Source organism: Olsenella sp. SW781, from assembly GCF_012027725.1.
Lineage (GTDB): Bacteria > Actinomycetota > Coriobacteriia > Coriobacteriales > Atopobiaceae > Thermophilibacter.
This window is the reverse complement of the sequence record NZ_SJOU01000026.1, coordinates 1-11,874: the sequence shown is the minus strand read 5'-3', so window position 1 is coordinate 11,874 and position 11,874 is coordinate 1. Positions and strand designations below refer to the sequence as shown.

At 71.7% G+C, this 11,874-nt stretch carries 9 protein-coding genes; 7 read left to right on the top strand and 2 right to left on the bottom strand.

Annotation, left to right across the window (positions count from 1 at the left end):
• Positions 1-562 (top strand): sensor histidine kinase (locus E0L17_RS10735; protein WP_206109132.1); only part of this gene is annotated, 562 nt, incomplete at its 5' end.
• Here the strand turns inward: E0L17_RS10735 and E0L17_RS10730 are convergent.
• Positions 559-1,101, bottom strand: coding sequence for a hypothetical protein (locus tag E0L17_RS10730; RefSeq protein WP_167931218.1), 543 nt, complete (start codon positions 1,099-1,101; stop codon positions 559-561). The two genes, E0L17_RS10735 and E0L17_RS10730, sit on opposite strands and share 4 nt — an antisense overlap.
• A gap of 179 nt (positions 1,102-1,280) precedes the next feature.
• Here E0L17_RS10730 and E0L17_RS10725 point away from each other — a divergent pair, with 179 nt between their 5' ends.
• Positions 1,281-1,958: a M48 family metallopeptidase gene (locus E0L17_RS10725; RefSeq protein ID WP_167931217.1), complete on the top strand. Its 678-nt coding sequence runs from the start codon at positions 1,281-1,283 to the stop codon at positions 1,956-1,958.
• Between the two features lie 224 nt (positions 1,959-2,182).
• Positions 2,183-3,568 (top strand): TrpB-like pyridoxal phosphate-dependent enzyme, encoded by a 1,386-nt coding sequence (locus E0L17_RS10720; RefSeq protein ID WP_167931216.1) that lies wholly within the window; start codon positions 2,183-2,185, stop codon positions 3,566-3,568.
• A 436-nt stretch (positions 3,569-4,004) separates the two neighbouring features.
• Here E0L17_RS10720 and E0L17_RS10715 read toward each other — a convergent pair whose 3' ends face one another.
• Positions 4,005-5,807 (bottom strand): carbon starvation CstA family protein, encoded by a 1,803-nt coding sequence (locus E0L17_RS10715; protein WP_167931215.1) that lies wholly within the window; start codon positions 5,805-5,807, stop codon positions 4,005-4,007.
• Positions 5,808-6,021: 214 nt separating this feature from the next.
• Between E0L17_RS10715 and E0L17_RS10710 the strand changes: the two genes are divergently transcribed.
• The 4 genes from E0L17_RS10710 (at position 6,022) to E0L17_RS10695 (ending at position 11,822) form a co-directional block, all read left to right on the top strand.
• On the top strand, positions 6,022-6,714 hold the full coding sequence (locus E0L17_RS10710) for a response regulator transcription factor (RefSeq protein WP_167931214.1): 693 nt from the start codon (positions 6,022-6,024) through the stop codon (positions 6,712-6,714).
• Positions 6,711-7,763: a sensor histidine kinase gene (locus E0L17_RS10705; RefSeq protein ID WP_353652982.1), complete on the top strand. Its 1,053-nt coding sequence runs from the start codon at positions 6,711-6,713 to the stop codon at positions 7,761-7,763. Before E0L17_RS10710 ends, E0L17_RS10705 begins: the two co-directional genes overlap by 4 nt.
• A gap of 274 nt (positions 7,764-8,037) precedes the next feature.
• A complete protein-coding gene (locus tag E0L17_RS10700; RefSeq protein WP_167931213.1) occupies positions 8,038-8,718 on the top strand; it encodes an ABC transporter ATP-binding protein in 681 nt (226 codons plus the stop codon).
• A gap of 131 nt (positions 8,719-8,849) precedes the next feature.
• Positions 8,850-11,822, top strand: a complete 2,973-nt coding sequence (locus tag E0L17_RS10695; RefSeq protein ID WP_167931212.1) for an ABC transporter permease — start codon at positions 8,850-8,852, stop codon at positions 11,820-11,822.
• Positions 11,823-11,874: the final 52 nt, after the last annotated feature.

The window sequence follows — 11,874 nt, the reverse complement described above, 5'->3', positions numbered from 1 at the left end:
CGACGCGAGGCTGGCGGCGATGACGGGCCTTCTGGACGAGCTCTTCTCGTACGCCCGCGCGGCGGACCCGGACACCCCGCTCGAGCTGGGGCCGGTCGCCCTGCGCCCGGTGCTCGAGCAGGCCCTTCTCGGCCATTACCCCGAGTTCGAGAGGCGCGGCTGGGAGCCCGAGCTGACCTGCGGGGACGTCATGGTGGAGGCCGACGCCGAGGCGCTCTCGCGCATCGCGGAGAACCTCGTGGCCAACGCCCTCCGGCACGGCTCGGGGCCGCTCTCGGTGCGCGCGCGGGCGGCGGGTGAGAGGGATGGCGAGAAGGACGGCGTCGCCGTTGAGTTCTCCAACCCCGTTGCTGACCCCTCCGCCATCGACGCCGACCGCCTCTTCGAGCGGTTCTACCAGGCCGACGCCTCGCGCGCCACGGTGGGCTCGGGCCTCGGCCTCTCCGTCGCCGCGAAGCTCGCCGAGGCCCAGGGGATGTCCCTCTCCGCCCGCCTCGACGGGGCCACCCTCACCATCACCCTGGCGATGGGAGGGGGCAGCGCCCCCTCCTCGCCCCGCTAGCGGGCCGTGCCCACGAGCGCCCCAGCGGCGTACGCCGCACGGCCGGCCCTGACCAGGAGGTCGTCGTCGACCGTCCCGGCCCCGAGCGCCGAGAGCGCGTTGGCGAGCAGCGCGTTGACGCCGTCGTCCGACCTCCCGACGCGCGCCGCGCGCCGGGCGTCCGCGGCGATGCCCCGGATCGTGGCGAACAGCAGCGCGGCGCGCGCGTCGTCGAGCATGGGGAACACCGCCGCTCCCAGCGCGACGCCGCGGTGCTCGCTCACGTGCTCGGCGCGGGCGCGCGCGGACGTCCCGGCGGCCGCGAGCTCGCGCTCGTCATCGGACCCCGTCGCGGCGCAGAGGCCCTCGACGAGCTCCCCGAAGGCGTGCCCGCAGGGGACGAAGCCCGGGGCGGCGTCCATCGCGGACGTCATCGTGGACCCGAGGGAGCAGAGCTCCGCCATGAGCTCGAGGCGGGCGCGCTCGACCTCCGCCTGGGCCTCGGGGCTCGTCGTTGCGGCGACGTCGCCGTGCGTCACCCGAATGTCGTTGCTGGACATGGTCCGTCTCCCTTCTCGTGTTCCTCCCTCGAGCCTACGTGCTCCGGGGCCCCGTTCCCCTCCCTCCCCATAAATGCCACAAAATAAATAGCAATTAAGCTCGACGAGGGAGGACCGACAGAGGCGACGGGGACGTCCGTCATGAGACCGGCCCCGCCCGGGCACGCTACAATGCCCGCATGGAGAGGAACCTGACAAAGCGGACGCTCCTCGCGGGCGGACCGCACGGCGTCGCCGTCGAGGTCGAGCGCAGGCGCGTGCGCCGGCTCAACCTGCGCGTGCGCGCGGACGGCACCGCGCATCTCTCCGTCCCGCCGCGCGTCACGCTCGCCGAGGCCCAGCGCTTCCTCGACGGGCACGCCGAGTGGCTCCGCCGGCACGTCGCCCGGCGCCTGGCACATGCTGCCGAGGCCACGCCCGAAGACGGGCTCATCCCCCTCTGGGGCCGGCTCGCCCCGCTCCCCGAGGGCACCGCCCCCGACGAGGTCTACCGGGCCGAGCTCGCCCGCCGCCTGCCCGCGGTCGTCGCGCGCATGGAGGCGGCCGTGGGCGCCCGTGCCTCCGGCTGGCAGCTGCGCGCGATGTCCACGCGCTGGGGCTCCTGCACGCCCGGGACGGGGCGCATCCGCATCAACGTCCGACTTGCCGCCTACCCGCCCGCCTGCCTGGACTACGTCGTGGCCCATGAGCTCACGCACCTTTTGGAGCCCAGCCACAACGAGCGGTTCCACGTCCTTCTCGCCCGCGCGTACCCCGACGAGCGCGCCGCCCGGGCCCTCCTGCGCCGGCCCGCGCGCGACGTCACGGCGGCCGACTTGTTTCCAGCCGGCAACACGCGCGAAACACCGGCCGGGTAAGCTGCCCTCAACCGTCACCGAAAGGACGAGACCCATGACCCGCCTCGCGCACATCGCACTTCTCGGCGCCCAGCAGCTCGCTGGCGCTCGCGCGTGGTGGTGGACAAGGACGACTCCCCTCTCGGACTGACGAGGCCACTCGCGCATGCATAAGGGCCCTCGGACTCAGTTCCGGGGGCCCTTTTCTTGTGCGCCGCGAAGAGCAACCACGAAAGGAGCGCGTCATGACCGGCACCACCCCCTACCGCACCTACCTCAGCGAGCAGCAGATCCCGACCGCCTGGTACAACCTGCGCGCCGACATGCCCGAGAAGCCCGAGCCCATGCGCCTGCCGACGGGCGCCGTGGCCACCCACGCCGACCTCGCCCCCGTCTTTGCCGACGCCCTTATCGACCAGGAGCTCGACGACGACACCGCCTACTTCGAGATTCCCGAGCCGGTCCGCGAGATGTACAAGGTCTACCGGCCGAGCCCGCTCTGCCGCGCGTACAACCTCGAGCGCGCGCTGGGCACGCCCGCGCACATCTACTACAAGTTCGAGGGCAACAACACGAGCGGCTCGCACAAGCTGAACTCCGCGCTCGCGCAGGCCTACTACGCCGCGGCGCAGGGCCTCACCAACATCACCACCGAGACGGGCGCCGGCCAGTGGGGCACCGCGCTCGCCGAGGCTGCGGCGCACTACGGCCTTGACCTCGACGTCTTTATGGTCAGGTGCTCCTACGAGCAGAAGCCGTTCCGTCGCAACATCATGGAGACCTTCGGCGCCACGGTAACGCCGTCTCCCAGCGAGACGACCGAGGCGGGCCGGCGCATCCTCGCCGCGCACCCGGACTCCACAGGATCGCTCGGCACCGCCATCTCCGAGGCCGTCGAGCGCGCGCTGCACGTGCCCGAGAACCGCGGCCGCTACCAGCTCGGCAGCGTCCTCAACCAGGTGGTGCTGCACCAGAGCGTCATCGGCCTCGAGAGCTACGAGGCGCTGCGCGCGATCGGCGAGTACCCCGACATCGTGATCGGCTGCGCGGGCGGCGGCTCCAACCTCGGCGGTCTCATCGCCCCCTTCATGCGCGACAAGCTGCGCGGTGAGCGACCCGGCACGCGCTTTGTCGCGGTGGAGCCCGCGAGCTGCCCCTCGCTCACGCGCGGCCGCTACGCCTACGACTTCGCGGACACGGGCCAGACCTGCCCGCTGTGCAAGATGTACACGCTCGGAAACGGCTTCATCCCCAGCCCCGACCACGCGGGCGGTCTGCGCTACCACGGCATGAGCCCGATCGTGTCCAAGCTCAAGCACGACGGCTACCTCGAGGCGGTGGCGGTGCGCCAGACCGACGTCTTCGAGGCGGGCGAGAGGTTCGCCAAGCTGGAGACGATCCTGCCGGCGCCCGAGAGCGCGCACGCCATTCTCGCCGCCATGCGCGAGGCCGAGAGGTGCCGCGAGACCGGCGAGGCCAAGACCATCCTCTTTGGCCTCACGGGCACGGGATACTTTGACATGGTCGCCTACGACAAGTTCAACCGAGGCGAGATGGAGGACCACGTGCCTACCGACGAGGAGCTCGAGGCCGGCTTCGCCACGATCCCGAGCGTTCCCGGGATCCAGTAGCGCCCGCGCGCGGCGGGAAGGGCCGGGCGGTCGCGGGTCCTTCTCGCCCGGCGGTCGCGGGCCCCTCTCGCCCTGCGGTCGCCCGGCCGCTGCGGAATCGGGGGTCGTGGCAATTCCTCGGCCCGCGGCGTTGCGCCGTTGGGGGTTATGGCAGGCGAGAAGAACGGCGACCTGCGGCTCTCTCGGCCTCCGTTGCGGAATCCGGGCTCATGGCAGGGCAATCGCTGCCATGAGCCCGGATCTCGCAGCGCTCCCCCGCCGCAGGCTGCCACGACCCCGAATCCCGCAGCGCGGCAGGGCCCGGCCCCGTGCGAATCCTTCTCCTCGCGGCCTTGCGCTGGACCCCGCGGCGCAACGGGGCCAGAGGCGGGGCCGCCACGAGAAAGGCCCCGCCGTCCCAGGGACGACGGGGCCACGGGAGGGCGAGCGACGGGCGCTACTCGCCGCAGTTCCTCCGGCCGAGCTCGGACCACTCGGGCTCCTCGTCGGGCAGGGAGCCCGCGCTCTTGGTGAAGAGCTCGCGCAGGCAGTTGTATGCCACGATGAGGCCGAGCACCACGAGCAGGATCGCGAAGACGAGCTGCAGGCCCGAGGTGGCGATCACGGCCGCGCCGCTCGCGGAGAGCGCGCTCACGCAGCCGATGATGCTCTGGACGAGCGAGGTGAAGGTGCTCACCAGCAGGAAGGCAACGGGCACGTAGAGCATGAAGCCCTTGCGGCCGGTGCACTTGCAGAAGACCGCGAGCATGATCATCGTCATGCCGCCGAGCAGCTGGTTGGACGCGCCGAAGAGCGGCCAGATGTTGTTGTAGCCGCCGAAGGCGAGGGCGAGGCCCAGCGCCAGCGTGAGCACGGTGGCCACCCAGGTGTTGGAGAAGAACTTGGCCGCGCCCTCGGCGCCCGCGCCGGCCTCCTCGGCCGCGTCGTTGCTCTTGGCGAAGAACTCCTGGAAGGAGAGGCGACCGATGCGCGCCACGGCGTCGACGGACGTGAGCGCGAGCGCGGAGACGCACATCGTCATGAAGACGGTGGCGAGCGTGGAGTCCACGCCGAAGGCCGTCATGCCGCGCGCGACGCCCTGCGAGAAGATCTGGAACGGGGTCGCCGCGGCGCCGTTGTTGAGCAGGCCCGTGCCGGCGGTGTTGAGGTCGGAGAACATGATCGCCGCGAAGACGATGGCGAGCACGCCCACGAAGGACTCGAGCACCATGGCGCCGTAGCCCACGGGCAGCGCGTCCTTCTCGCTCGACACCTGCTTGGAGGAGGTGTTGGTGGAGACGAGGCTGTGGAAGCCGGAGAGCGCGCCGCACGCCACGGAGACGAAGAGCAGCGGGAAGACGTAGCTGCCCTTGGCCGCGAGGGCGTCGAGGTCGGCGACCATCGGGGCGGTCATGGTGGCCTGGCCGCCCGCGCCGAGCACGAAGACGCCGATGACGGCGCACACGATCATGACGAGCATCATGATGGAGGTGAGGTAGTCACGCGGCTGCTTGAGCGTCTGGATGGGCATGGCCGCGGCAAAGAGCAGGTAGACCATGATGACGGCGAACCAGCCGTTCTTGTCCAGGTAGACCGGGAACTGCATGCCCACGGCGAACATCGCCACGAAGAGGACCACGGCGAGCAGGAGCTCCTTCCACCCGGTGAGGCCGAAGCGGCGGTTGATCCAGCCGAAGGCGATGGCCACGAAGGTGAAGAGGATCGAGATGGTGCCGGCCGCGCCGCCCGCATAGGAGACGGCGGCGTCGACGGCGCCCGCGGCGGCGAAGGTCGCCTTGAACGTGCCCGCGACCATGTCGACGAAGGCGGCGATCACGATGATCGTGAAGAGCCAGGAGAAGATCAGGAACAGACGGCGGCCGGTGTGGCCGATGTACTTCTCGATGAGCTGGGCGAGCGACTTGCCGTTGTTGCGCATCGAGGCGTAGAGCGCGCCGAAGTCGTGCACGGCGCCGAAGAAGATGCCGCCCACGAGGACCCACAGCAGCACCGGCAGCCAGCCGAACATCATCGCGGCGATGGTGCCCGTGACGGGGCCGGCGCCGCAGATGGAGCTGAACTGGTGCGAGAAGGCCGTGAAGCACGAGGCGGGCGAGAAGTTCTTCCCGTCCTCCATGCGACGCGCGGGCGTGATGGCCTCGGCGTCGATGCCCCACGTGCGCGCGAGCCAGCGGCCGTAGAGCAGGTACCCGGCGACCAGGACCACGGCCGCGACGAGCACGATGACGATTCCGTTCATGTTTCCCCCTTACGCTTGCAGGAACCCCGGACATGTTGCGCGTGCAACATCTGGGCGGCCTCCACGATTCCCACATAGTTTCCGACCGCTAACCGGCAGGAAACATACCGTTCACGGACGGTCGTGCCGGTGGCACGGCGGAGGCACGTGACGAAACCGTCACGCGAGGACGCAGCGTCGCCACCCTATACTCGGAGGGGACGAAGGGAGTGCCATGCAGCGCATACTTCTCGCGGAGGACGACCAGCTCATCGTGGAGGGCCTCTCGGAGCTTCTGGCCAACGAGGGCTTCGTCGTCGACTCCTCCCCCACCCAGGCGGGAGCCGTCGAGCTCGCTTGCCGGCCCGGCGCGGGCTACGCCCTCGCCCTCGTGGACCTCACGCTCGCGGAGGGCAACGGATTTGCCGTCTGCAACGCCATCAAGACCGCGACGCCGGACGTGCCGGTGATCTTCCTCACCGCCGCGGACGACGAGCTCAACACCGTGACGGGCCTCTCCATGGGGGCGGACGACTACGTTGCCAAGCCCTTCCGCCCGCGCGAGCTCGTGGCCCGCATCCACGCCGCCATCCGCCGCGCGCACCCCGAGCGGACGGTGCTGCGCCTCGGCCGGGTGAGCATCGACCCCGACCGCGCGCACGTTGAGCTGGACGGCCAGGAGGTCACGCTCTCCGCGCTCGAGTACCGGCTGCTGCTCCTCTTTGCCAAGAACGCGGGCCGGCTGGTCACGCGCGACATGATGCGCGAGGCGCTCTGGGACGACGCGGGCGCCTACGTGGAGGAGAACACGCTCTCCGTCTACATCAAGCGCCTGCGCGACAAGCTCGAGGACGACCCGTCCGACCCGCAGCTCATCGTCACCGTCCGCGGCCTGGGGTACCGGGCCGGCGGGGAGGGCGCCGCGTGATCGGCAGGAACCGCGAGGTGTTCCGGACCGTCGCGGCGTTCCTCGCCGTGGGGGCTGCATGCGCGCTCGCGTCCTGGCTCGTCGCGGGCGCCGGCGCGGCGGCCTGCGTCGGGTGCGCGACGGCGGCGCTGCTCGTCGTCCTGCTCCTCGCGACCAGGGCCCGCTACCGTGCGCTCGCCCGGCTCGCGGAGCAGGTGGACGAGGCGCTGCACGGCGGGCGCGACGTGAGCTTCGAGCGCATGCGCGAGGGCGAGCTCGCGATCCTCGCCTCCGAGCTCGACAAGATGACGAGCAGGCTCACCCTCGCCGCCGAGGACCTCGAGCGTGAGAAGAACGCGCTCGCCGACGCGCTGGCCGACGTATCGCACCAGCTCAAGACCCCGCTCACCTCGCTCGGCCTCATGACGTCGCTCGTGCGCGGCCGGCTTGCCGCCGCGGGCGGGCACGAGGCGGAGGTCGCGCGGCTGCGCACGATGGAGCGGCTCGAGGACCGCGTGGAGTGGCTCGTCTCGTCCCTGCTCAAGCTCGCCCGCATCGACGCGGGCGTGGTGAGGCTCGCACGGACCCGCGTGGACGGCGCGGAGCTCGTCAGGCGCGCCGCCGAGCCGCTCGCCGTTGCCTTCGACCTCGCGGACGTGGCGCTCGTGCGCGACGTGCGCCCGGGCGCCGGCTTCGAGGGGGACCTCGCCTGGACCGCCGAGGCGCTCGAGAACGTCCTCAAGAACTGCCTCGAGCACACGCCCTCCGGCGGCGAGGTGCGCGTGAGCTGCACGGAGGACGCGCTCGCCTTCCGCCTGCGCGTCGAGGACACGGGCCCCGGCATCCCCGAGCGCGACCTCCCGCACGTGTTCGAGCGCTTCTATCGCGGCGCCCCCGCGCCGGGCGCGGCGGCCGCGGCGGCCGGCTCCGAGGTCGACCCCGCCGGCGTGGGCATCGGCCTCGCGCTGGCGCGCAGCCTCGTGGCGGCGCAGGGCGGCTCCATCCGCGCCGGTAACGCGCCCGGCGGCGGGGCGCGCTTCGACATCGTCTTCTTCAGGGCAACGGTGTAGGGTCGCCCGCGCGCCGGGCGTCCCTCTCGCCGGCACTTCTCGCCGGTCCTTCTCGCCGGCACTTCTCGGATATCAAATCTCTCCGCGGATTTTTGGCCGTTTCCGGCCTTCTGGAGAGCCCAAAAGAGCCAAAAATCCGCGGAGAGATTTGATGTTCGGCCCCGAGCGGCCTTCGCGGCGCAAGCGGGCGGGTGACGAATCCGTCACCTGCGCGACACGTGCCGTGCGGGGCGCTCCCCCATCATAGAATTGACGACAAGAACGAGGAGGGACGATGGACATCCTGCAGGTGGAGCACCTCACCAAGACATACGGGAGCGGCGACACGGCCGTCACCGCCCTCGACGACGTGAGCTTCTCCGTCGCCGCCGGCGAGTTCGTGGCCATCATCGGAAGCTCGGGCTCGGGCAAGTCGACCCTGCTGCACATGATGGGCGGCGTGGACCGGCCCACGTCCGGCACGGTGCTCCTGAACGGGGAGGACGTCTTCCGGCGCACGGACGAGCAGCTCGCGGTCTTCCGCCGGCGCGAGGTGGGCCTCGTGTACCAGTTCTACAACCTCGTCCCCGTTCTGGACGTGGTGGAGAACATGTGCCTTCCGGTCCTCATGGACGGGCGCGCGGTGAACGAGGGGCGCCTCGAGGGGATGCTCCGCGCGCTCGGGCTCGAGGGGCGCGAGCACCACCTCCCCAACCAGCTCTCGGGCGGCCAGCAGCAGCGCGTGGCCATCGGCCGCGCGCTCATGAACGCGCCGGCGGTCGTGCTCGCCGACGAGCCGACCGGCAACCTCGACTCCCGCAACTCCGCAGAGATCATGGCGCTCCTGCGCGCGTCCAACCGGGACCTCGGCCAGACGCTCGTCGTGATCACGCACGACGAGGACATCGCCCTCTCCGCCGACCGCGTGATCGCGCTCGAGGACGGTCGCATCGCCTCCGACACGAGGGTGAGGTAGCCATGGCGGCCAAGCACCTGCCCGCAAGGCATGCGGAGGGGGACCGTGCAAAGGGGACAGGCACTTTTGCACGGGACCGTGCAAAAGTGCCTGTCCCCTTTGCACGTGTCCCCTTTGCACGGTCCGTGTTCGTGAGGTACACGCTGCGCTCGCTCGCGGCCAACCGGGTGCGGACCGCCGTCACCGTGGCGGGCATCGCGCTCGCCACGGGACTGCTCATGGCCGTGCTCACGAGCGTGACGAGCCTCCAGAACGGCCTCGCCAACCAGAGCCGCGAGAGCGGCGGCGTCTGGCAGGTGGAGTTCAGGGAGACCGACGACGGCGAGCTCCAGGCCCTGCGCGACGCCGCCGGCGATCTGCTCGACCGGCTCGCCCTTCGACGGGACCTCGGGGCCGCGCCCTTCTCCGCCGAGGACGCGGAGCGCCGGGGCACCTACCTCTCGGTGCTGACGCTCCCCGAGGAGCAGGGCGGCACGGCCCGCGCCAGGGGCGACCTCGACTACGAGGTCCTGTCCTCCCCCGCCGTCGCGGAGGGACGACTTCCCGAGCGAGACGGCGAGATCGCCCTTGACTCCGGCCTCATGGGGGCTGAGCTCGCCGAGGGCGCCTCGGAGCTCCCCGGCACGGAGGCGGGCGTGTCGTCGGACGGGCCGATCGAGGTGGGCTCCACGGTCACGCTCTCCCTCGGCAGGCGCGTCGCCCACTTCGAGGACGGCACCAGCCAGGAGGTCGGCGCGGAGACCGGAGTGATGTACCAGAGCGTCATCGAGGGGACCGACCCCGACGGCACCCCCAACGTCGAGCCCGTCCAGATCGCCGAGACCCTCGATGGCGTCTCTGCGCCGCGCTCCTACACCGTCGTCGGGTTTGTCGAGCCCGACTGGTCACTCCCGGGCACCGTGGCCTACGTGAGCGCGGGCGACACGGGCGGCGCCGCCTCGACGCGCACCGACGCGTACTTCTCGACAAGCTGCGCGAGCTACGAGGAGCTCACTTCCCTCGTGAATACCGTGCGCCCCGCCGCGGGCGCACGGCCCACGGTCCTGAACGGCGGCCTTCTCGTCTACGAGGGGCTCACGGGAGACCGGCGCGTCTTCGACAGCCTCGGCATGTTCGCGGCCACGCTCGCGACGGTGATCGTCGTCGCCGCCGTGAGCCTCATCTCGAACGCCTTCACCATCTCCGTCTCGGAGCGCACGCGCCAGTTCGGCCTGCTCTCCTCGCTCGGCGCCTCACGGCGCCAGCTGAGGGGCGCCGTCCTCGTGGAGGCGGGGGCGCTCGGGCTCGTGGGTATACCGCTCGGCGTGGCGCTCGGAATCGCGGGCGCCGCGGCCGCCTTCGCCGTCACCGGCACCGGCTGGGCGCGCATCGTGGGAACCGACACCGCCGTGACGCTCGTCGTGCGCCCGTGGTGCCTCTGGCTCACGGTGCTTCTCGCCTCCGCGACGCTGCTCGTGAGCGCCGCGGTGCCGGCGCTCCGCGCGGGACGCGTCTCCGCCGTCGACGCCATCCGCGGCTCGCGCGACGTCCGGCCGGGCAGGCGGCTGCACCGCGCCTTCTCGCGCCGTCGCCGTGCCATGGACGACTTCTCGGAGGACGGCAGCAGGCCGCGCGGGCTCGCAGCGCGCCTCGGCGGCGTCCCGGCGTTTCTCGCGCGGCGCACGCTCGCCGCCAGCGCGGGCAAGGCGCGCGTGGCCGTGGTCTCCCTCGCCGTCTCGGTGGCGCTGCTCGTGACGGCGGGCGTGACGGGAGACATGCTCTCGGGCGCGTCGGGCGCGAGCCCCTTCACCGTGACCGGCTTCGACCTCGAGCTCGTGGCCGCCGACGAGTCCGACGCGCTGGAGGCCCCCGAGCGCTCCGCAGTCCTCGACGGGGCGGACGAGGTGCTCGAGGGAATCGCCGCGCTCGACGGCGTCGAGGGCGCCGCCTACGTCTGCGAGTCGTCGACGACCGTGCGCCTCTCGGGAGGGCTTCTCGGCTGGAACGCGTCCGCGGACGCGGGCGGGGAGCTCGCGGGCAGCCTCGCCGTCGCCGCGGACGGGATCGCCACCGCGAACGTGCACCTCGTCGACGACGCCACCTGGCGCGCGCTCGCGGAGGCAGGGCACGTCTCCCCCGAGGCGGCCGACCCCGCGCGCCTCTCCGCCCTGCTCGTCGGAACCGTGGACGTGAACGACGGGGTTCGCTACGGCACGCGCCAGGCGCTGGCCGCCGGAACGACGGGCACCGTCGAGCTCCTCGTCCTCGAGGGCAGGGAGGGCTATGACGACCCCCTCGTCTCCTGGGGGATCGACGAGGCGAGCGCCTACTACCCGCCGCTCTCGGAGTCGGACGGCGCCGAGGGTATCGAGCTCCCCGTGAGCGAGGTCGCGAGCGTCGTCGCGGAGGTTCCCACGACCGTGGTCCCCGACGACCTCGGGAGGGACTTTCCCGTGGCGGCGGCGCAGATGCGCGCGCAGTTCCCCACGCTCGTGATGCCCGCCCGGGCGGTCCGCGCGTCCGCGAGCGCCCTCGACGCGCTCCGCCAGGGTCGCCAGACGACCTGGGCGAACTTCTACGCGCGCCTCGCCGAGGGTGCCGACGCCTCCCAGGCGCTGAGGGGGATGACCGACGTCGCGACCGGCCTGCCCGGCGTGGAGTCGCTCGGGACCACCAACCTCGCCGCCGTCCAGCGCGACGCCCGCGCGGTGTCGTTCACGGTGCGCGTCTTCCTGTACTGCTTCGCCGCCATTCTCGCCCTCATCGCGGTGGCCAACGTCTTCAACACCATCGCCTCGGGCATGATGCTGCGCGCGCGCGAGTTCGCCGCGCTGCGCTCCGCCGGCATGGGCGAGCGCGCGTTCCGGCGGATGATCCTCGTGGAGTGCGCCGATTACGCGCTGCGCGGGCTCGCGCTCGGCGCCTTGCTCTCGCTCGTCGTGGAGCTCTTCCTGTGGCAGGCGATGTCGCTCTCCGTGAGCGGGATCACGCCCGCGGTGCCCTGGGCGCACATCGCCGTGGCGTTTGCCCTGGTGGTGGCCGTCCTCGCCGCGAGCGCCATCTACGCGCTCAGGAAGACGCACGCGATGAACCTCGTGGAGGCGCTGCGCGCCGACGCGCTCTAGCCTGGCGAGACGGAGGGGGGCGTGAGACAGGGGGGCGGGTGAGACAAAGGGG

Excerpts from the sequence above, each read along its gene's own strand:
- E0L17_RS10710 (WP_167931214.1), top strand. The coding sequence starts at position 6,022 with ATGCAGCGCATACTTCTCGCGGAGGACGACCAGCTCATCGTGGAGGGC.
- E0L17_RS10715 (WP_167931215.1), bottom strand. The coding sequence starts at position 5,807 with ATGAACGGAATCGTCATCGTGCTCGTCGCGGCCGTGGTCCTGGTCGCC.
- E0L17_RS10700 (WP_167931213.1), top strand. The coding sequence starts at position 8,038 with ATGGACATCCTGCAGGTGGAGCACCTCACCAAGACATACGGGAGCGGC.
- E0L17_RS10720 (WP_167931216.1), top strand. The coding sequence starts at position 2,183 with ATGACCGGCACCACCCCCTACCGCACCTACCTCAGCGAGCAGCAGATC.
- E0L17_RS10730 (WP_167931218.1), bottom strand. The coding sequence starts at position 1,101 with ATGTCCAGCAACGACATTCGGGTGACGCACGGCGACGTCGCCGCAACG.
- E0L17_RS10725 (WP_167931217.1), top strand. The coding sequence starts at position 1,281 with ATGGAGAGGAACCTGACAAAGCGGACGCTCCTCGCGGGCGGACCGCAC.